This is a genomic window from Kitasatospora sp. NPDC101155 (assembly GCF_044768305.1).
Taxonomy (GTDB): domain Bacteria; phylum Actinomycetota; class Actinomycetes; order Streptomycetales; family Streptomycetaceae; genus Kitasatospora.
Map to the genome: position 1 here is coordinate 28,838 of NZ_JBIWPN010000018.1, position 20,031 is coordinate 48,868.

General features: G+C 73.2%; 17 protein-coding genes. 10 read left to right on the forward strand and 7 right to left on the reverse strand.

Annotated elements, in window-relative coordinates:
• Positions 1–46: 46 nt before the first annotated feature.
• Complete coding sequence (rny, locus tag ACIRYZ_RS25735; RefSeq protein WP_402948181.1) at positions 47–1,516, forward strand: ribonuclease Y; 1,470 nt, start codon at positions 47–49, stop codon at positions 1,514–1,516.
• 51 nt (positions 1,517–1,567) lie between these two features.
• On the opposite strand, the gene ACIRYZ_RS25740 is transcribed toward rny, so the two are convergent.
• The 5 genes from ACIRYZ_RS25740 to ACIRYZ_RS25760 all read right to left on the reverse strand — a co-directional run bounded on the left by ACIRYZ_RS25740 (position 1,568) and on the right by ACIRYZ_RS25760 (position 6,774).
• Positions 1,568–3,301: an FAD-dependent monooxygenase gene (locus ACIRYZ_RS25740; protein WP_402948184.1), complete on the reverse strand. Its 1,734-nt coding sequence runs from the start codon at positions 3,299–3,301 to the stop codon at positions 1,568–1,570.
• 122 nt (positions 3,302–3,423) lie between these two features.
• Positions 3,424–4,272 (reverse strand): amino acid ABC transporter permease, encoded by an 849-nt coding sequence (locus ACIRYZ_RS25745; RefSeq protein ID WP_393027293.1) that lies wholly within the window; start codon positions 4,270–4,272, stop codon positions 3,424–3,426.
• Complete coding sequence (locus tag ACIRYZ_RS25750; protein ID WP_402948187.1) at positions 4,269–4,919, reverse strand: amino acid ABC transporter permease; 651 nt, start codon at positions 4,917–4,919, stop codon at positions 4,269–4,271. The genes ACIRYZ_RS25745 and ACIRYZ_RS25750 overlap by 4 nt, the downstream gene beginning before the upstream one ends.
• Positions 4,920–4,975: 56 nt before the next feature.
• Positions 4,976–5,881 (reverse strand): glutamate ABC transporter substrate-binding protein, encoded by a 906-nt coding sequence (locus tag ACIRYZ_RS25755; RefSeq protein WP_402948190.1) that lies wholly within the window; start codon positions 5,879–5,881, stop codon positions 4,976–4,978.
• Positions 5,882–6,000: 119 nt separating this feature from the next.
• Positions 6,001–6,774, reverse strand: coding sequence for an amino acid ABC transporter ATP-binding protein (locus ACIRYZ_RS25760; protein WP_402948192.1), 774 nt, complete (start codon positions 6,772–6,774; stop codon positions 6,001–6,003).
• A gap of 383 nt (positions 6,775–7,157) precedes the next feature.
• Between ACIRYZ_RS25760 and ACIRYZ_RS25765 the strand changes: the two genes are divergently transcribed.
• Positions 7,158–7,916, forward strand: coding sequence for a response regulator transcription factor (locus ACIRYZ_RS25765; protein WP_387626911.1), 759 nt, complete (start codon positions 7,158–7,160; stop codon positions 7,914–7,916).
• 6 nt (positions 7,917–7,922) lie between these two features.
• Complete coding sequence (locus ACIRYZ_RS25770; RefSeq protein ID WP_402948195.1) at positions 7,923–9,356, forward strand: sensor histidine kinase; 1,434 nt, start codon at positions 7,923–7,925, stop codon at positions 9,354–9,356.
• Positions 9,357–9,370: 14 nt separating this feature from the next.
• Here ACIRYZ_RS25770 and ACIRYZ_RS25775 read toward each other — a convergent pair whose 3' ends face one another.
• Entirely contained in the window at positions 9,371–10,390 is a 1,020-nt protein-coding gene (locus tag ACIRYZ_RS25775; RefSeq protein ID WP_402948197.1) for a TAXI family TRAP transporter solute-binding subunit, read from the reverse strand.
• 153 nt (positions 10,391–10,543) lie between these two features.
• On the opposite strand from ACIRYZ_RS25775, the gene miaB reads away from it, so the two are divergent.
• Positions 10,544–12,046, forward strand: coding sequence for a tRNA (N6-isopentenyl adenosine(37)-C2)-methylthiotransferase MiaB (gene miaB, locus ACIRYZ_RS25780; RefSeq protein ID WP_393027307.1), 1,503 nt, complete (start codon positions 10,544–10,546; stop codon positions 12,044–12,046).
• A gap of 89 nt (positions 12,047–12,135) precedes the next feature.
• Positions 12,136–12,834, forward strand: a complete 699-nt coding sequence (locus tag ACIRYZ_RS25785) for a hypothetical protein (protein WP_402948201.1) — start codon at positions 12,136–12,138, stop codon at positions 12,832–12,834.
• Between the two features lie 3 nt (positions 12,835–12,837).
• On the opposite strand, the gene ACIRYZ_RS25790 is transcribed toward ACIRYZ_RS25785, so the two are convergent.
• The gene (locus ACIRYZ_RS25790; RefSeq protein WP_393027311.1) at positions 12,838–13,083 is read right to left on the reverse strand and encodes an antitoxin; all 246 of its coding nucleotides are present in this window, start codon (positions 13,081–13,083) and stop codon (positions 12,838–12,840) included.
• 161 nt (positions 13,084–13,244) lie between these two features.
• On the opposite strand from ACIRYZ_RS25790, the gene miaA reads away from it, so the two are divergent.
• The 5 genes from miaA (at position 13,245) to hflX (ending at position 20,013) form a co-directional block, all read left to right on the forward strand.
• Positions 13,245–14,219 carry a tRNA (adenosine(37)-N6)-dimethylallyltransferase MiaA gene (gene miaA, locus ACIRYZ_RS25795; protein WP_402948204.1) on the forward strand — a complete coding sequence of 325 codons (975 nt, stop codon included), beginning with the start codon at positions 13,245–13,247 and terminating at the stop codon, positions 14,217–14,219.
• A gap of 229 nt (positions 14,220–14,448) precedes the next feature.
• Positions 14,449–14,961: a hypothetical protein gene (locus ACIRYZ_RS25800; RefSeq protein WP_402948207.1), complete on the forward strand. Its 513-nt coding sequence runs from the start codon at positions 14,449–14,451 to the stop codon at positions 14,959–14,961.
• A gap of 105 nt (positions 14,962–15,066) precedes the next feature.
• Positions 15,067–15,978 carry a diaminopimelate epimerase gene (dapF, locus tag ACIRYZ_RS25805; protein ID WP_402948209.1) on the forward strand — a complete coding sequence of 304 codons (912 nt, stop codon included), beginning with the start codon at positions 15,067–15,069 and terminating at the stop codon, positions 15,976–15,978.
• 196 nt (positions 15,979–16,174) lie between these two features.
• Positions 16,175–18,514 carry a RelA/SpoT family protein gene (locus tag ACIRYZ_RS25810; protein WP_402948212.1) on the forward strand — a complete coding sequence of 780 codons (2,340 nt, stop codon included), beginning with the start codon at positions 16,175–16,177 and terminating at the stop codon, positions 18,512–18,514.
• Positions 18,511–20,013 (forward strand): GTPase HflX, encoded by a 1,503-nt coding sequence (gene hflX / locus ACIRYZ_RS25815; RefSeq protein WP_380611936.1) that lies wholly within the window; start codon positions 18,511–18,513, stop codon positions 20,011–20,013. The genes ACIRYZ_RS25810 and hflX overlap by 4 nt, the downstream gene beginning before the upstream one ends.
• Positions 20,014–20,031: the final 18 nt, after the last annotated feature.

Genomic DNA, 20,031 nt, shown 5'->3' on the forward strand with positions numbered 1-20,031 from the left:
GGCGCTTCCGGACGCGCCCGCGCAGGGACGGGGAGTGGGGCGCGGCATGGGGATCTCGGCGGCCACCGGCACGGGCGAGTCCGTGCTGCCGATCGTCGGGTCGGCCGCCGCCGTCCTGCTGGTGCTCGCGGTGCTGGCCGCGCTGCTGGTCAGACGGTTGCGGGCGGACCGCCGGCGGGCCCTCGCCGAGGTCGAGCGGGTCCGCCGGTGGGCCGAGGAGCAGACCGGCCGGCAGCGGGCCGAACTCGCCCGGCGCGAGGACGGCGTGGCCGAGGAACTGCGCCGTCTGCGCCGACGGGAGGACGAACTGGCGGAGCGCTCCGTGGAGTTGGAGCGCTCCCGGGGCGAGGCCGAGGCGCTGGTGGCCCGCCGGACGGCCGCGCTGGAGCGTGCCGCCGGGCTCTCCGCCGAGCAGGCGCACGCCCAACTCCTGTGCGAGGCCGAGGAGTCGGCCCGCCGGGTGGCCGCCGTCAGGGTCCGGGAGATCGAGCGTGAGGCCAAGGAGGAGGGCGAGCGCCGGGCCAGGGACATCCTGGCCGGGACGATCCAGCGGCTGGCCGCGGAGCAGACCGCGGAGACCGCCGTCACCGTCTTCCGGCTGCCCGGCGAGGAGATGAAGGGCCGGATCATCGGCCGCGAGGGCCGCAACATCCGCTCCTTCGAGGCGGTCACCGGGGTCAACCTGATCGTCGACGACACCCCCGGCTCGGTGCAGCTCTCCTGCTTCGACCCGGTCCGCCGGGAGACCGCCCGGCTCACCCTGGAGCAGCTGGTCGAGGACGGCCGGATCCACCCGACCCGGATCGAGCACATCCACGAGCGCAGCCGCGCCGAGGTCGAGGCGCGCTGCCTCCGGGCCGGCGAGGACGCCCTGCTGGACGCCCGGGTCGGCGGGATGCACCCCGAACTCGTCCGCACCCTGGGCTCCCTGCGGTATCGGGCCTCGTACGGGCAGAACGTGCTGGGGCACCTGCTGGAGTCCGCGCACCTGGCCGGGATGATGGCCGCCGAGCTGGGGGTGGACCCGGAGCCGGTGCGCCGGGCGGCGCTGCTGCACGACATCGGCAAGGCGCTCACCCACGAGATGGAGGGCAGCCACGCGGCGGTCGGCGCGGACCTCGCCCGGCGGTACGGAGAGTCCCCCGAGGTGGTGCACGCGATCGCCGCGCACCACGGCGAGGTGGAGCCCCGGAGCGTGACGGCCGTGCTGACCCAGGCGGCGGACGCCTGCTCGGGCGGGCGGCCCGGGGCACGCAAGGAGTCGCTGGAGGTGTACGTGCGGCGGCTGGCGCGGCTGGAGGAGATCGCGCGCTCGCACACCGGGGTGTCCGAGGTGTACGCGATGCAGGCCGGGCGCGAGGTGCGGGTGATGGTGCGTCCGGAGGCGGTGGACGACCTGGGGGCGGAGCTGATCGCCCGTGAGGTGGCCCGGCAGGTCTCGGCGGAGCTGACCTACCCGGGCCAGATCCGGGTGACGGTGGTCCGGGAGAGCCGGGCCACGGCGGTGGCCGGCTAGGACCTGTCTCCTGGGTTCCGGCGGATCCGGCAGGGGTCCAGGAGACCGGCCCTAGCTCGCCGAGTCCACCTGCTGAGGCTCCGGAGCGGGCTCCGGCGACGCCCCGGGCTCGGGCTCCGGCGCGCCGGCGATCGGGGCCGGGCCGCCGCGGGCCCGGTCGGCGAGCATCAGCAGGTCCTCGGCGGCCGCGCCCTGGGTGAGGCCGACCAGGTGGCCGTCCGGCCGGATCAGCAGCACGGTGTGCGGCCCGGCGCCCGGGTACTCCTCGGTGACCAGTACCTCGGCCGGTACCGGCAGCGCGGCGGCGACCTCGGCGAGCCGGGGCATCAGCCCGGCGCCGAGCCAGTGCTCGGAGGACCAGACGGCGGTGCCGGGGGCGACCAGCAGCAGCAGGAAGGTGGCACCGAGCCGGGCGTGCAGGTGGTCCGGGGTGCCGTCGGCGGCGAGCACCGGCAGGTCCGGGACGAGCACCCCGGGGGCGGTGGCGGGCAGCAGCTCGCTGAGCGAGGTGGTGCCGCGTGCGCCGCGCTGCGCCGGCACCCGGCCGGGGACACCGGAGGGCGCTGCCGGGTAGGCGGGCGCGCCGCCGAAGCGGCCGGTGCCCAACTGGCCGTCGGCGAGCAGCGGGGCGTGCTTGCGGAAGCCGCCGACCAGCAGCGAGCGGCGGGTCTGCTGCCAGCCGCGCAGCGGGCGCAGCAGCGGCATGGACTGGTCGACGGCGCGCAGCCGGGCGCCGACCGCGCCGCGCCGCTCGGCCTCGTAGCCGTCCAGCAGCGAGCCGCCGGGCTGGGGGCCGCCGGAGTGGAGGTGCCAGGCGAGGGCGAGCCGCCAGGCGAGGTTGTCGGCGTCGCGCAGCCCGTCGGCCAGGTTCTGCATGCCGAGTGCGCCGTGCAGGTGGGCGGCGTCGCCGGCCAGGAAGCAGCGGCCGCTGCGGAAGCGGGCGGCCAGGCGTTGCTGGGCGGTGTGGTCGGCGGCGGCGAGCAGTTCGAAGCTGGGCAGTTCGCCGCACCAGCCGGTGAGGGTGGAGGTGACCCGGGTGAGCAGGGTGTCGCCGGTGACGATGCCGGGCCAGGTGGCGTGCGGGTCGACCTGTTCGGTGGGGGCGGGCCGGCCTGGGGGAAGCCGCCAGTCGAGCCGCCAGACGCCGTCCGGCAGCGGACGGGCGGAGGCCTCGCGGTCGCCGCGCCACGGGGGTTCGCGGTGCAGCCGGGCCCCGTCGAAGGGCAGGTCGACCCGGACGGTGGCGATGGCGTTGCGGTCGACCGCCGGGCGGCCGGGGAAGCGGATCTTCAGCAGCTTGCGGACGGTGGAGCGGGCGCCGTCGCAGCCGACCAGGTGGCTGCCGCGCCACCAGGTGGCGGAGCCGTCCTGGGTGCCGTGGGTGCGGACGCTGACGCCGTCGCGGTCCTGTTCGAGTTCGACGACCCGGTTCAGCGGGACCAGCCTGACCAGCGGGGTGCCGGTCAGGGCGTCGCGCAGACCGCGCTGGAGGCGGTGCTGGGGCAGGTGGAAGGTGGGGGAGTCGGTGAGGTCGAGCCGCAGCACCTCCTGGCGGCGCCGCCAGATGGCGAAGGAGTCCCACAGGGCTGAGTCGGAGACGGCCCGGGAGTAGCCGATCCGGGTCAGGAAGGCGGCGGTGTCGGCCCCGAGGACGACGCTGCGAGGGCCCTCGGGGCAGAGCCCGGAGCCCTCGTCCAGGACGACGGTCGGCACCTCGTGCCGGGCCAGCGCGAGGGCCAGGGCCAGACCGACCGGTCCGGCCCCGACCACGATCACCGGGTCCATGCGGGGACCTCCGGGCACGAACCGGCCCATGGGCCGGCGTCAGTTACCGCTGCCGCATATGCCGCGTGGATGCTCCCGGGAGGTGTCACGAAGAGCAATGCAACAGTTCACCTGCGTGTCCGTCAAGCAGCAGATGAAGTGCGCCGGTTCGCGCCGCGACGGCCGCGTGCCTCGATCCAGCGCGCGAGCGCGGTCAGCAGCAGGCACAGGGCGATGTAGATCGGCCCGATCACCAGCACCACGGGGATGTAGGGGAAACCCGCAGCGTTCAGTGGCTGGGTGGCGATCTTCTTGCCCATGAACAGCAGCTCGTTGTACGTGATGATGTAGCCGAGCGAGGTGTCCTTGAGGGTGACGACCAGCTGGCCGATCATCGACGGCAGCATCGAGCGGACGGCCTGCGGCACCAGGATGGAGGACATCACCTGGGTCTTGCGCATCCCGAGGGCGTACGCCGCCTCGCCCTGGCCGCGGGGGACGGCGTTGACGCCGCTGCGGATGATCTCGGCCTGGACCGAGCCGTTGTAGAGGGTGAGGCCGAGCACCAGGGCCCACATCGGGTCCTTGGCGAAGAACGCGTAGTAGAGCCCGACGATCAGGATCAGCAGCGGCATCGCCCGGAAGAACTGGACGACGGCGGTGCAGGCCCAGCGGACCGGCTTGTGGTCGGACAGCTGGCCGGAGGCCAGCAGCGCGCCCAGGGAGAGCGAGAAGACGGCGGCCAGGCCGAACGCCTTCAGGGTGGCCAGCAGGCCGTCCACGATCATCTGCTGGACGGCGTTGTACTGGAACGGGTCCCAGAGGTCGGCGTCGAACTGGCCGTTGTCGGCCAGGGTGGAGACGACGTACCAGAGCAGTCCGGCGACGCCGATCAGCGCGAGGACGCCGAAGAGGCGGTAGCGGGCGCGGGCCTTCGGGCCGGGGGCGTCGTAGAGGACGCTGGCCGAGGCAGGGCGCTGGAACACGTTCATCGGGCCACCGCCAGTCGGGATTCCAGGAAGCGGAAGAGGGTGGCGACCGCCGCGCTGATCAGCAGGTAGGCGCAGGCCACCCAGAAGAAGATCGCGAAGATCGAGTAGCCGCGCTCGGAGAAGGTCTGCTGGGCGCTGTACAGCTCGGGGACGCTGAACGCGCCGGCGATCGCCGAGTTCCTCGGCAGCGCGATGAACACGCTGCTCATCGGGCCCAGCACGGTCCGGCCGGCCTGCGGCAGGACGACCAGGGTGAGGGTCTGGCCGAAGGTCATGCCCAGGCTGCGGGCCGCCTCGGCCTGGCCGAGCGGCACGGTGTTGATGCCGGAGCGGATCACCTCGCAGACGAACGAGGCGGTGTACCCGCCGAGCGCCAGCACCGCGAAGACCAGATGGCTGAAGTGCACGCCCAGCGGCGGCAGGCCGAAGGTGACGGCGAAGAACAGCAGGGTCAGCGGGGTGTTGCGGAACAGCGTCACCCAGGTGGTGCCGAAGGCGCGCAGGACCGGCACCGGGGAGACCCGGAAGGCCGCCAGCAGGGTGCCCAGCAGCAGGGCGAGCAGGGCGCTGAGCGCGCTCAGCTCGATCGTCTGCAGGAAGCCGTCGCGGAACAACGAGAAGTTGTCCTGCTCGAACAGGAACCCCATCCGGCGGCCCTCCTCTCACAGATGGTCAGAACGGGTGGTCGGGTACGGCGGTCGGATCAGTAGCGGTCGAGGGTCGGGATCTCGGGCGCGGCGGAGCCGGACGCGCCCAGGGTCGCGTCGTAGGCCTTCTTCCAGTCGCCGTTGTCCTCGTGGGCCTTGAGGGCATCGCTGATCGCGTCGCGCAGCGCCTTGTCGTCCTTGTTGAGGCCGATGCCGTAGTTCTCCTTGGTGAACGGCTTGCCGACGACCTTGAGCTTGCCCTTGTACTTGGAGGCGTAGCCCTTGAGGATCGCGTCGTCGGTGGTGACCGCGTCGACCTCGCCCGACATCAGCTTCTCGACGCAGGCCGAGTAGGTGTCGAACTGGGTGATCTTCGGGTTGTACTGCTTGATGTTCTGGATCGAGGTCGAGCCGGTCGCGGTGCAGACGTTCTTGCCGCTGGTGCTCTCCGGGCCGGTGATCGAGGTGTTGTCGCTCTTCACCAGCAGGTCCTGGCCGGCGATGTAGTACGGGCCGGCGAAGGAGACCGTCTTCTTGCGCTCGTCGTTGATGCTGTAGGTGCCGACGTAGAAGTCGATCTGGCCCTTGGCGATGGCCGGCTCGCGCTGCGAGGAGACCAGGGTCTGCCACTTGATCTGCTGCGGGGTGAAGCCGAGGTCGGCGGCGACCATCTTGGCGATCTCGATGTCGAAGCCGCTGCGGTCGCCGCTGGCGACGTCCTCCCAGCCGAGGTTCGGCTGGTCGGCCTTGGCACCGATGATCAGCTGGCCGCGCTTCTTGGCCTCGGCCAGGATCGCGGAGTCGATCTTGACGTCGGTCTTGACCGTGTAGGTCGGCAGCGCCGGGGCGTTGCTCGCGCTCGCGTCGGTCGAGCCGGCGGGGGAGCCGTCCTTGCCGCAGGCGGCGGTGGCGGTGAGCGCGACGGCACAGAGCGCTACGGCGAGGGTGCGAGAAGTCCTCATGAGGGTTGTTCTCCTGGGGCTGGGCCACGGTTTCAACCGGGCTCTGGCGTCTGGAAGTTGTGCGCGGGCAGGGCCGACCGGCGTCATTGCCGGGGGCGGCCCCGCGTGGTCTCGAAGCGTCAGTGGTGCAGGATCTTCGAGAGGAAGTCCTTGGCGCGCTCGGAGCGCGGCGCGGTGAAGAAGGCGTCCGGGGTGTTCTGCTCGACGATCTTGCCGTCGGCCATGAACAGCACGCGGTTGGCGGCGGAGCGGGCGAAGCCCATCTCGTGGGTGACCACGACCATCGTCATACCGTCGGCGGCCAGCTGGCGCATGACCTCCAGCACCTCGTTGACCATCTCCGGGTCGAGCGCCGAGGTCGGCTCGTCGAAGAGCATCACCTTGGGCTTCATCGCCAGCGCCCGGGCGATCGCCACCCGCTGCTGCTGGCCGCCGGAGAGCTGGGCCGGGTACTTGTCGGCGTGCGCCGCGAGGCCGACCCGTTCCAGCAGCTCGCGGGCGGTCTTCTCGGCGTGCGAGCGGATCACCTTGCGCACCTTGACCTGGCCGATGACCACGTTCTCCAGCACGGTCTTGTGCGCGAACAGGTTGAAGCTCTGGAACACCATGCCGACCTCGGCGCGCAGCCGGGCCAGCTCCTTGCCCTCGGCGGGCAGCGGGCGGCCGTCGACGGTGATCCCGCCGGAGTCGATCGTCTCCAGCCGGTTGATCGTCCGGCAGAGCGTGGACTTGCCCGAGCCGGACGGGCCGATCAGGACGACCACCTCGCCCTGGTGGATCTCGAGGTTGATGTCCTGCAGCACGTGCAGTGCGCCGTAGTGCTTGTTGACGCTGTTCAGCACGACCAGCGGGGCGGCTGCGGGGGTGGAGTCCTCGACAGGGCTCTCGATCATCGCGCCTGCTCCCTCTGTGTCGGATCGTGCCTGCCCGGGAAGTAGTCAACTCCCTTGGGCGGCAATGGTGGTACGAATCCGGGAGCCACGACCGGCGGAGCCGCAGCCCCCGGTGGGGCGACCTTAGGAGCGCTGACGGTGCCCCGTCAGCCGATCTGAGCGGAACTTGAGGATCACAAAACGGCCACACGGTGGGTACGCGCTGTTCGCGAAGGTGCCTACGGGGCATGTCACAGCGGGAATCCGCGCCGGTGCTCCCCGTCCCCCAAGGGCCCGGTGCGCGGTCGAACCTGGCGCCGGGCCGCCCGCTGGCCCATACTGCGCAGGAGCCGGGCCCCGACCGGTCGGGCCCGGAGACCACGTGGGGAGAGGAGGAGAACAGGATGCGACTGCTGCTCGTCGAGGACGACGAACGCGTGGCCGCCGCGCTGGTCGCGGTGCTGGGCCGGCACGGCTTCCAGGTGCGGCACGCCCGCAGCGGGCACGAGGCACTGGACGCCCTGGTGCCGGACGGCAACGAGCCGTACCGGGTGGTGCTGCTCGACCTCGGGCTGCCTGACCGCGACGGCTTCGAGGTGTGCAGCCGGATCAGGGCCGGCAGCGGAGTGCCGGTGATCATGGTGACCGCCCGCGCCGACATCCGCTCCCGGATCCACGGCCTCAACCTGGGCGCCGACGACTACGTCACCAAGCCGTACGACATGGGCGAGTTGCTCGCCCGCATCCACGCGGTGGCCCGCCGCGGCGCCCCGCCCTCCTCGGCGGCGGTGCCCGCGCCGGACGCCGTACCGCAGCAGCGCGGCCCGCTGGAGTCCCGCGGCATCCGGATCGACCGGGAGCGCCGCCGGGTCAGCGTGGACGGCCGCGACGTGCCGCTCACCCGCAAGGAGTTCGATCTGCTGGCCCTGCTCGCCCAGAGCCCCGGTGTGGTCTACCGGCGCGAGCAGATCTTCAGCGAGGTCTGGCGCAGCGGCTGGGAGGGCAACGGCCGCACTCTGGAGGTGCACATCGGCTCGCTGCGCAACAAGCTCGCGCTGCCCGGCCTGGTCGAGGCCGTCCGCGGCGTCGGCTACCGGCTGATCCCCGACTGCCCGACGTCCACCGCGGCCGACCCGGCCCCGCCCGCCCCCGCGGAGCACTGACCGCACGTGCGCACCCGCCTGCTCGGCATCCTGATCGCCCTCATGCTCTGTGTCCTGGCCGCCCTGGGGCTGCCGCTCGCGGCGGCGTTCGCGGCGGCCGAGCAGAGCAAGGTGGTCGTCGACCGGCTCGACGACGCCGCCCGCTTCGCCCAGGACCTGCCCACCTCCGGCGCCTCTTCGCTGGCCGCCGCCCGCAAGGGCGACCCGGAGCCCGCCCCCGGCGACCTCAGCCGCCGGCACGCGATCGACGCCGAGGTCCGGCGCTACTTCGACCTGTACGGCGTGCGGCTGGGCATCTTCCAGCGCGACGGCATGCCGATAGCGGTGGCCCCCAGGGACTGGCGGGTGCCCGCCGTCGGCTGGGGCGCCACGGCCTTCCAGGAGGCGCTGGACGGGCGGCGCAGCCACAACCCGCCGCAGGTCTGGCCGTGGACCGAGGACCGGACGATCACCGTCGCCGCCCCGGTGGTGCGCGACGGCGACGTGGTCGCGGTGGTGCTGAGCGAGTCCCCGACCGGGGCGCTGCGCACCCGGGTGCTGCACAAGTGGCTGGTGGTGGCCGGCGGCGAGGCGGTCGCGATGATCGTCGCCGTGCTGCTGGCCGTCCGGCTCACCGAGTGGGTGCTGCGCCCGGTGCGCACCCTGGACCGGGCCACCCACGACATCGCCACCGGCCAGATGGCCGCCCGGGTCGCGCCCGGCGGCGGACCGCCCGAACTCCAGCGGCTGGCGCGCTCGTTCAACGAGATGGCGGACCACGTGGTGCACGCCATGGACCAGCAGAAGGCCTTCGTCGCGGACGCCTCGCACCAGCTGCGCAACCCGCTGTCGGCACTGCTGCTGCGGGTCGAGGTGCTCGGCCTGGAACTGCCCGAGGGCCATGAGGAGGAGCTCAGCGGCGTCCGGGAGGAGGGCACCCGGCTGGCCCGGGTGCTGGACGACCTGCTCGGGCTGGCCACCGCCGAGCACGCCCGCCCCGAACCGGAGCAGACCGACCTCACCCAGCTGACCCTGGCCCGGGTGGACGGCTGGCAGCCGGTGGCCGAGCAGCGCGGGATCGAGTTGCGCTGGGACGGCCCGGCGCTGGCGATCGGCATGGCGGACCCGATCGGCTTCGGCTCCGCGCTGGACGCCGTCCTGGACAACGCGCTCAAGTTCAGCCCGTCCGGCAGCCGGGTGCGGCTGCGGGTCGCGGTGCGCCGGGACGAGGTCGCGGTGACCGTCACCGACGCCGGGCCGGGCCTGACCGAGGACGAGCTGTCCCGGGCCGGCGACCGGTTCTGGCGCAGCCCGCGGCACCAGAACGTGGACGGCTCCGGGCTGGGCCTGTCCATCGCCCGCACCCTGCTGGCGGCAGGCGGCGGCTCGCTCGGCTTCGCCCCGGTCAAGCCGACCGGACTCGCGGTGACCTTGGCGGTGCCGCGGCCGGAGAGGCCCTAGCCAGCCGTGGCTTCTCAGGGCTTCACCGAGCGGTAGTAGCGCGCGGCGCCCTCGTGCAGCGGGAGCGGGTCGGTGTAGACGGCGGTGCGCAGGTCGACCAGCTGGGCGGCGTGCACCTGGGCGCCGATCTGGTCGCGGCTGTCGATCACCGCCCGGGTCATGCCCTCGACCAGTTCCGGGTTCACGTCGTCCCGGGTGATCAGCAGGTTGGGCACAGCGACGGTGGCGACGGCGTCCTGGGGCTCGGCGTTCGGGTAGGTGCCCTTGGGCATGGTGGCCGCCCGGTAGGCGTCGGTGCCGCTGCCCTCGGCCTTGTGCAGGGCCTCGGACAGGTCGCTCAGCGGGACGAGCCGGATCCGGACGTGGTCGGAGAGGTCGGTGAGCGCGCTGGTCGGCAGGCCACCGGACCAGAAGAAGGCGTCCAGCTTGCCCTCGCGCAGCTGGTCGGCGGCGTCGCCGACGCCGGCCATCACCGGGGTGATGTCGTGGTCCGGGTCCAGGCCGGCCGCGGCCAGCAGCCGTCTGGTCACCAGGTTCACCCCGGACTGCGGCAGGCCCACGCCCACCCGCAGGCCCTTGAGGTCGGCGGTGCGGCGCACGGTCGAGGAGGCCGGGACGATCAGCTGCAGGTAGTCGTCGTACAGCCGGGCGATCGCCCGCAGCCTGTCCTTGCCGGGGCCCTGGTAGTCGGCGACCGCGTCGGCGGTGGCGATCGCGAAGGTGTCCTGGCCGGTGATCACCCGGGTGAGGTTGTCTATCGAGCCCTCGGTGTTGTCCAGGGCCAGCCGCACCCCCGGCACGGTCCGGGAGACGTGGGCCTGCAGCAGCTGCCCGTACCGGTCGTAGACGCCGCGCTGCACACCGGTCGCGAAGCGGGTCTCCCCGCGCGGGTAGCCGGGCGTGCGGCCCGCCGACAGCCACCAGCCGCCCAGTCCGGCGACCAGCAGCACCAGCACCAGCACCGTCCGCCACAGCGGGCTGCGGGCCGCGCGGCGGACGGCGGCGCCGAGACGTGACGGATTGGTGGGGGCCATGCAGGGATACTGCCAGGCGCTCCGGCCGAACGGGAGGGGTAAGCGGCACCCGCGCCGGAGCGAGGAGCGTCGGCGCCGGGTCCGAGCGCCCCGGAGGCGAGTGCGTGAACACGGCCGGGAAAACCGGTTCGCGGCTGCCCGTACCCTGGTCTGGTGAGCGGTGAGAGCGGATTGAAGAGCTACAAGGTCGTCACGCACGGCTGTCAGATGAACGTCCACGACTCCGAGCGGCTGTCCGGCCTGCTGGAGGACGCGGGCTACGTCAAGGCCGGGCCGGAGGGCGACCCGGACCTGGTCGTGTTCAACACCTGCGCGGTGCGGGAGAACGCCGACAACAAGCTGTACGGCAACCTCGGCCAGCTCGCGCCGGTCAAGAGCCGTCACCAGGGCATGCAGATCGCCGTCGGCGGCTGCCTGGCCCAGAAGGACCGCGAGACCATCGTCAAGCGCGCCCCCTGGGTCGACGTGGTGTTCGGCACCCACAACATCGGCCACCTGCCGGCCCTGCTGGAGCGGGCCGCGGTCGAGCGCAAGGCCCAGGTCGAGATCCTGGAGTCGCTGGAGACCTTCCCCTCCACGCTGCCCACCCGCCGTGAGTCCGCGTACGCCGCCTGGGTCGCCATCTCGGTCGGCTGCAACAACACCTGCACCTTCTGCATCGTCCCCGCGCTGCGCGGCAAGGAGGAGGACCGCCGGCCCGGCGACGTCCTCGCCGAGATCGAGGCGCTGGTGGACGAGGGCGTTGTCGAGGTCACCCTGCTCGGCCAGAACGTCAACGCCTACGGCTCCGACCTGGGCGACCGCGAGGCCTTCTCAAAGCTGCTGCGCGCCGCCGGCCAGATCGAGGGCCTGGAGCGGATCCGCTTCACCTCGCCGCACCCGCGCGACTTCACCGACGACGTGATCGCCGCGATGGCCGAGACCCCGAGCGTGATGCACCAGCTGCACATGCCGCTGCAGTCCGGCTCGGACCGCGTGCTCAAGGCGATGCGCCGCTCCTACCGGCAGGAGCGTTTCCTCGGGATCATCCGCAAGGTCCGCGAGGCGATGCCGGACGCGGCCATCTCCACCGACATCATCGTGGGCTTCCCCGGCGAGACCGAGGAGGACTTCGAGGAGACGATGCACGTCGTCCGCGAGGCCCGCTTCACCAACGCCTTCACCTTCCAGTACTCCAAGCGCCCCGGGACCCCGGCCGCCGAGATGGCGGACCAGATCCCGAAGGAGGTCGTCCAGGCCCGCTACGACCGGCTGATCGCCCTCCAGGAGGAGATCTCCTGGGAGGAGAACAAGAAGCAGGTCGGCCGCACCCTGGAGGTCCTGGTCGCCGAGGGCGAGGGCAAGAAGGACGACCGGACCCAGCGGCTGTCCGGGCGCGCCCCGGACAACAGGCTCGTCCACTTCAGCAAGCCCGACGAGCCGGTGCGCCCGGGCGACATGGTGACCGTCGAGATCACCTACGCCGCCCCGCACCACCTGCTGGCCGAGGGCCCGGCGCTGGCGGTGCGCCGCACCCGGGCCGGCGACGCCTGGGAGAAGCGCCAGGCCAAGCCCGCCGACAAGCCGGCCGGCGTGCTGCTCGGCCTGCCGAAGATCGGCGTCCCGGCCGAGCTGCCGCTGGCCGCGCCGGCGGGCGGCGCCTGCTGCGGGGACTGACACCCGGTTCCGTACGTGCGGCCCGGCGGCGAGTGCGCGAGTAGCCAGCTCCCGCCGGGCCGTCGGTCGTCCCGGCTAGAGTGATCCACATGCTGGTAGCCGCCGCCGTGTGCCCCTGTCCGCCGCTGCTCGTCCCCGAGGTCGCCGCCGGGGCCGCGCCCGAGCTGGACGAACTGCGCGCCGCCTGTGACGAGGCGCTGGCGGCGCTGGTCGCGGCCGAGCCGCAGCTGGTCGTGATGGTCGGCGCCGGGCCGGAGGCCGAGGTGTGGACCGAGGGCGGGGCCGGGTCCTTCCAGCGGTACGGGGTGCCGCTGGTCGCCAAGCTGCCCGGCGACCGGGTGGAGGGGCCGGAGCTGGCACCCTCGTTGACCGTCGGGGCCTGGCTGCTGGAGCGCGCCGGGGTCACCCTGCCCACGCACGCCTGCGCGGTACCCGCCGACGCCCCCGCCGACCGGATGCTCGGGCTCGGTCAGGGCCTGGCCGGGCTCGCCGACCGGGTCGCCCTGCTGGTGGTGGGCGACGGCAGCGCCTGCCGCTCGGTGAAGGCGCCCGGCTACCTGGACGAGCGGGCCGAGGGCTTCGACGCGGAGCTGGCCGCCGCCCTGGGCTCGGCCGACCTGCCCGCCCTCGCCGCCCTGGACGCCGTGCTCGCCGCCGAACTCAAGGCCGAGGGCCGGGCGCCCTGGCAGGTGCTGGCCGGCGCCGCCGAGGGCGCCGGCCTCACCGCGCGGCTGGGCTACCAGGACGCGCCGTACGGGGTCGGGTACTTCGTGGCGTCCTGGAGCTGAGCCTCAGGACCGGGGGGCCTCGCCCCCGTCACCCGGCTTCGGCTTGTGGGCGAAGTCGTCCACCGCGTCCTTGGCCTTGCTGGCGCCGTGCTCGATCTTCTCGCTGTACTTGCCCTTGGTCGCCTTGTCGATCGCGCCGCCGGCCTTGTCCACCATCTGATCGATCTGGTCGCTGTGCTTGCCGGCGAGCTCGCTGGCCTTCTCCTTGAGCTCCTCGGCCTTGCCCTTGAGGTTGTCCATCAGACCCATGGCGATCTCCTTCTCTCCCTGTCCCCCGTATAACGCCTGCGAGCGGTAAAGCGTTCGCAAAAACGGCCCCGGCCGGCCAGGCGGCCGGAAACAGTCACGGAAGCAGTCCTCGGACAGTCATATCCTCGCGCAGCCGGGGGTGAGCGGCAGCCCGGTCTCCGATGCTCCAAGGGTTTTGCGAGACTGGAGCGGTGAGCAGCTCCCGTACCCCGCGCGTCGTATCGATCGTCGGCGCGACCGCCGCCGGCAAGTCCGACCTGGCCGTCGCCATCGCCCGCACCCTCGGCGGCGAGGTGATCAACACCGACTCGATGCAGCTGTACCGGGGCATGGACATCGGCACCGCGAAGCTCACCATGGACGAGCGCGGCGGAGTGCCGCACCACCTGCTGGACGTCTGGGAGGTCACCGAGGCAGCCAGCGTCGCCGAGTACCAGCGGCTGGCCCGGGCCGAGATCGACCGGCTGCTCGCGGCCGGGCGCACGCCCGTCCTGGTCGGCGGCTCCGGGCTGTACGTCCGGGCGGCGATCGACGAGATGGAGTTCCCCGGCACCGACCCGGCGGTGCGCGCCCGGCTGGAGGCCGAGCTGGAGCAGCACGGCCCGTACGGGCTGCACCGGCGGCTGGCCGAGCTGGACCCGGCGGCCGCCGAGGCGATCCTGACGAGCAACGGGCGGCGGATCGTCCGGGCGCTGGAGGTCATCGAGATCACCGGGCAGCCGTTCACCGCCAACCTGCCGAGCAACACCGCCGTGTACGAGGCGGTGCAGATCGGCGTCGCGGTGCCGCGCCCCGAACTGGACGAGCGGATCACCCTGCGGGTCGACCGGATGTGGGAGGCCGGACTGCTGGACGAGGTACGGGAGCTGGAGAAGGTCGGACTGCGCGAGGGGAGGACCGCCTCCCGGGCGCTCGGCTACCAGCAGGTGCTCGACCACTTCGCCGGCGAGTGCACCGAGGACGAGGCGCGGGCCGAAACCGTACGGGCCACCAAGCGCTTCGCCCGCCGTCAGGAGTCCTGGTTCCGCCGGGACGACCGGATCCACTGGCTCTCCCGCCCGGCCGGCACCGACCCGGTCGAGCTGCTGGAACGATCCCTCGAACTGATTGGACGTCAGGGGATTCCGGCCGCGTAGGAGCGGTTTTGGCCAATTCGGCGGTGCACCTGCGCGCGCAGGCGACCGTGCAGGACGAACCGGGGGTCACGGCCCGATCACGTGATGGCCACGGATCACCCGAGGACCCCGGTCACGTCCCGAACGGCCCCTCTGGACATGCCATCATCGATGCCATAGGGGTCGGCCCGTGCGGGCCGACCGTGCCCGGCCGCGAGTCCGCTCGTGTCGAACTGTCAGGGGAGGCCGTGTGTCAACGGGTACCGGCCCCGAACCCGGTCAGGGCGGGAGTGTCACCGCACCGGCCGAGGAGTTCGACGAGTCGACGATGGGGGACCTTCCGGTGCTGACCGGCCTGGGAGCGCCGACCTCGTACGCGGCCGCGGTGCCCGCGCTGGACACCCGCACCCCGCCGAACGCCGCGGTGCACGAGCGGGAGATCCGGCCGCTGCGCCGGCTGCGCTGGTGGCAGACCCTGCCGATCGCCCTGCTGGGCACCCTCGGCTCGCTGATGTTCGCCTTCCCGCTCGCCTTCGGCTCGGCCGGCGCGCGCGCCACCATGGTCGGGATGCTCGGGCTGCTGTTCACCGCCGCCTCGGTCGGCTGGGGAGCGATGGCCGCCCGGCACGCCGGATACAAGTGGCCGGGGCTGCCGCGCCGGGGCTCCGGGAAGCGGGCCGGCTGGAAGGCGATCGTGGTCTACACCCTGATCGCGCTGGCCGCCTGCGCGCTCGCGGTCTGGCGGGTCGCCTACCTGCGCTGAGCGGGCCGCTGATCGCGCTGAGCCGGCCGTGCGCCCTTTCCCGCCCCGAGCCGAAGGGCAGGAGCGCCCGGAGGCGAGCGGGCGACGATCAGTACCATCGGAGGGGTGAGCGCATCCACTCCCCAGCAGGCCGGTCTCCCTTTCTTCAAGGGGCACGGCACCCAGAACGACTTCGTGATCGTGCCGGACCCGGACGGCGTGCTGGAGATCGGCCCGGAGGCCGTCGCCGCGCTGTGCGACCGACGGGCCGGCATCGGCGCGGACGGGCTGCTGCGCGTGGTGCGCGCCGCCGCCGAACCGGCCGCCGCCCACCTGGCCGACCGGGCCGAGTGGTTCATGGACTACCGCAACTCCGACGGCAGCATCGCCGAGATGTGCGGCAACGGCCTGCGGGTCTTCGCCCGTTTCCTGGTCGAGGCCGGCCTGGCCGAGCCCGGCGAGCAGGCGATCGCCACCCGCTCCGGGGTGCTCACCGCGAAGGTCGCCGAGGACGCCGGGGACGGCACCCCCGGGGACGTCACCATCGGCATGGGCCGCGCCCGGCTGCCCGGACCGGACGGCATCGAGGTCGCGGTCGGCGACCGGCGCTGGCCCGCCCTGAACGTCAACATGGGCAACCCGCACGCGGTGGCCTTCGTCGAGAGCCTGGACCACGCCGGCGAGCTGCGCACCGCGCCGTTGACCAGCCCCGAGGGCGTCTACCCGGAGGGCGTGAACGTCGAGTTCGTGGTGGACCGCGGCCCGCGGCACGTCGCGATGCGGGTGCACGAGCGCGGCTCCGGCGAGACCCGCTCCTGCGGCACCGGCGCCTGCGCCGTCGCCGTGGCGGCGATCCGCCGGGACGGCCTGGACCCCGCGACCACCGGCGAGGCGGTCTCGTACACCGTGGACGTGCTGGGCGGCCGACTGGTCATCACCGAACACCCGGACGGCCGGGTGGAGATGGCCGGACCGGCGGTGATCGTGGCCGAGGGACGGGTCGACGCGCGCTGGTGGGAGTCGCTGCGCCGCGGCTGAGGGCCCGGTTTGCCCATTTCGTACGGCGACGAATCCCCCCGATCGGGTGATACCGGTCGCGGACGGGAATCACGGCATCGCAGAACGTGCTCTGCTCGGTAGCATGGACCACCGGGTCGATCCCCCTGGGAGGGGTGGCAAGATCACCCTCCCTCGGGAGGGGCAGCGCCCGGCGACCGTTGCCGGAGGTGCGCCGATGACCATCGAAGCCGGGCAGTCCCTCGCGGGACAGCCGACGACCGCACGGCAGGCCGGGGCCAGGCGGCCCCTGGGAGAGCTCGGCCGGGCCGCCCTGGGCCGGGCCGGGCGGGCCGCGTTACTGGCCACCGGCCGCCCGCCCGTGCCGGACGCCCTCGAACCGCTCGTCCGGGTCCACCGCCGACATCACCCGCAGGCCGACCTCGGGCTGCTCGCCCGGGCGTACCGGCTGGCCGAGGCCAGCCACCGCGGCCAGAAGCGCAAGAGCGGTGAGCCGTACATCACCCACCCGCTGGCCGTCACCATGATCCTGGCCCAACTCGGCGCCGGGACCACCACCCTGGTCGCCTCGCTGCTCCACGACACCGTCGAGGACACCGATCTGACGCTCGACCAGGTGGGTGCCGGGTTCGGGCCCGAAGTCGCCTACCTGGTCGACGGGGTGACGAAACTGGAGAAGGTCGACTTCGGCGCCGCCGCCGAGGCCGAGACCTTCCGCAAGATGCTGGTCGCCACCGGGGACGATGTCCGGGTGATGGTGATCAAGCTCGCCGACCGGCTGCACAACATGCGCACCATCCGGCACATGAAGCCGGCCAGCCAGGTGCGGATCGCCAAGGTCACCCGGGACGTGCTCATCCCGCTGGCCGAACGGCTCGGCATCCAGGTGCTCAAGGCGGAGCTGGAGGACATCGTCTTCGCCACCCTGCACCCCGAGGAGCACGCCCGGACCCGTGCCCTGATGGCCGGTCACGAGGCCGAGCCGGACACCCTGCTGGAGCCGTTCGCCCGGCAGCTGGCCCGTCAGCTGGCCGAGACCGGGGTCGCCGCCGAGGTGACCGTCCGGCCCCGGCACTGCGTCTCGCTGCACCGGGTGCTGCTGGAGCGGGCCGCCGCGCCCGGGCCGGACGGGCGGCCGCAGGGGCCGCAGCCGGCCGACTTCGGGCGGCTGCTGGTGGTGGTCGAGGAGAATGCTGACTGCTACGCCGTGCTCGGCGAGCTGCACACCTGCTGGACGCCGCTGCCCGGGGAGTTCAAGGACTTCGTGGCCGCCCCCAAGTTCAACCTCTACCAGTCGCTGCACACCGCCGTGGCGCTGGAGGGCCGTGCGGTGGTCGAGGTGCTGGTCCGGACCCGGCGGATGCACGAGGTGGCCGAGACCGGGGTGGTCGCGCTCGGCGACCCGACCCCGGCCGGCACCACCCAGGACGCCGACGAGCTGGACCGCACCGACCCGGCCCGGCCCGGTTGGCTCAGCCGGCTGCTGGAGTGGCAGCAGGAGACGCCCGACCCGGACGCCTTCTGGTCCGCGCTCACCGCCGACCTGGCCGGCGACCGCGAGATCACCGTGGTGACGGAGAGCGGCGAAACGCTTCAGCTGAGGGCCGGGGCCAGCTGTGTGGACGCGGCCTACCTGCTCGGCGAGGAGACCGGCCACCGATGTATCGGCGCCCGGGTCAACGGCCGGCTCACCGCGCTGTCCACCGTCCTGCAGGACGGGGACGTGCTCGCGGTGCTCACCGAGAACCTCCCGGCGGGTGGCAGCCAGCCGTCCGGCCCCTCGCCGGAGTGGCTGGCGCACGCCCGCACCCCCGCCGCCCGGCTGGCCATCGAGCGCTGGCTGGCCGACCACCCGGCCCGGCTGCCGGTGGTGCGCACCGGCCCGGCGGGCGGCCAGCCCGCTCCGCCCGCGCACCGGGCCGGCGAGCGCCGGGCCGCCCCGGTCACGGTGGCCGGGCGGCCCGGCGCGCCGGTGCGGCTGGCCCGCTGCTGCACGCCCGTCCCGCCGGACGAGGTGGCCGGCTACCCGATCCGCGGCGGCGCGGTGGCCGTGCACCGCACCAGCTGCCCCGCCGGGCAGCGGCTGCGCGCGGACGGCCGCGCCGAGCTGGAGGTCCGCTGGCGGTCCGAGGGCGCCCCGGCGGCCGGGCACCGGGTCACCCTGCTGGCCGAGGCGCTGAACCGGCCCCGGCTGCTCGCCGACCTCACCGCGGCGATCTCGGGCGAGGGCGTCGGCATCGTCTCGGCCGAGGTCGAGCCGCCGCAGGAACTGCGGGTGCGGCACACCTACACCGTCGAACTGCCGGAGCCGGGCACGCTGCCGGTGCTGATGCGGGCGATGCTCAAGGTCTCCGGGGTGTACGACGTGAGCCGCCCGCACGCCCCGGAAGGGGCCCGGCCCCGGCACTCCGCGGGAAATGGGGGTGACCGGCCTGCGCCGGGCGTGCGACCATCGTGGGGAATTCACGACCGGTCCACGGCGTTCACAGGGCACAGGGGCCCCGGTGACAGCCGAGGGTCCGCACCGCAGCCTCACAGCGACCAAAGGACAGAATGACCTCCACGTTCGACACCCGCGACCACGCCGACGCCCCGCGCCGCATCGGCGGTCTGCGGGCGGAAGCCCTCATGGACGAGGACCTCGCGGCCATCGACGAGGACCTCGGCCACAGCTACGACGGCGACCAGTACGACCGCAGCGAGCGTGCGGCCCTGCGCCGGGTCGCCGGCCTCTCCACCGAACTCGAAGACGTCACCGAGGTCGAGTACCGCCAGCTGCGCCTGGAGCGCGTGGTGCTGGTCGGTGTCTGGACCGACGGCACGCTGGAGGAGGCGGAGAACTCGATGGCCGAGCTCGCCGCGCTCGCCGAGACGGCTGGCTCCGAGGTGCTGGACGGCGTCATCCAGCGGCGCGACAAGCCCGACGCGGCCACCTACATCGGCTCCGGCAAGGCGCAGGAGCTGCGGGACATCGTCGCCTCCAGCGGCGCCGACACCGTGGTCTGCGACGGTGAGCTCACCCCCGGCCAGCTGATCCACCTGGAGGACGTGGTCAAGGTCAAGGTCGTCGACCGGACGGCCCTGATCCTGGACATCTTCGCCCAGCACGCCAAGTCCCGGGAGGGCAAGGCGCAGGTCTCGCTCGCGCAGATGCAGTACATGCTGCCGCGCCTGCGCGGCTGGGGTCAGTCGCTGTCCCGGCAGATGGGTGGCGGTGGCTCCGGCTCCTCGGGCGGCGGCATGGCCACCCGTGGTCCCGGTGAGACCAAGATCGAGACCGACCGTCGTCGGATCCGCGAGAAGATGGCGAAGCTCCGCAGGGAGATCGCCGACATGAAGAAGGGCCGCGACACCAAGCGCCAGGAGCGCAAGCGCCACCAGGTGCCGTCCGTGGCCATCGCCGGGTACACCAACGCCGGCAAGTCGTCCCTGCTCAACCGGCTCACCGGCGCGGGCGTGCTGGTGGAGAACGCGCTGTTCGCCACCCTGGACCCGACCGTGCGCCGGGCCCAGACCCCGAGCGGGCGGCTCTACACCCTGGCCGACACCGTCGGCTTCGTCCGGCACCTGCCGCACCACCTGGTCGAGGCCTTCCGCTCGACCATGGAGGAGGTCGCCGACGCGGACCTCATCCTGCACGTGGTCGACGGCTCGCACCCCGAGCCGGAGACGCAGCTGGCCGCCGTCCGCGAGGTCATCGTCTCGGTCGAGGCACAGAACGTGCCGGAGATCGTGGTGATCAACAAGGCGGACGCCGCCGACCCGCACGTGCTGCAGCGCCTGCTGCGCCGCGAGCCGCACGCCATCGTGGTGTCGGCCCGCAGCGGCGCGGGCATCGACGAGCTGCTGAAGCTCATCGACGACGAGCTGCCGCGCCCGGCCGTCGAGGTGCGGGCCCTGGTGCCCTACACCCAGGGCGCACTGGTCTCCCGGGTGCACAAGGAGGGCGAGCTGCTCGCCACCGAGCACACCGGCGAGGGCACGCTGCTGCACGCCAAGGTGCCGGCCGAGCTGGCCGCGGAGCTGGAGCACTTCGCGGTGGCCCTACAGGGCTGACCGGTTCCGTCGGAGGAC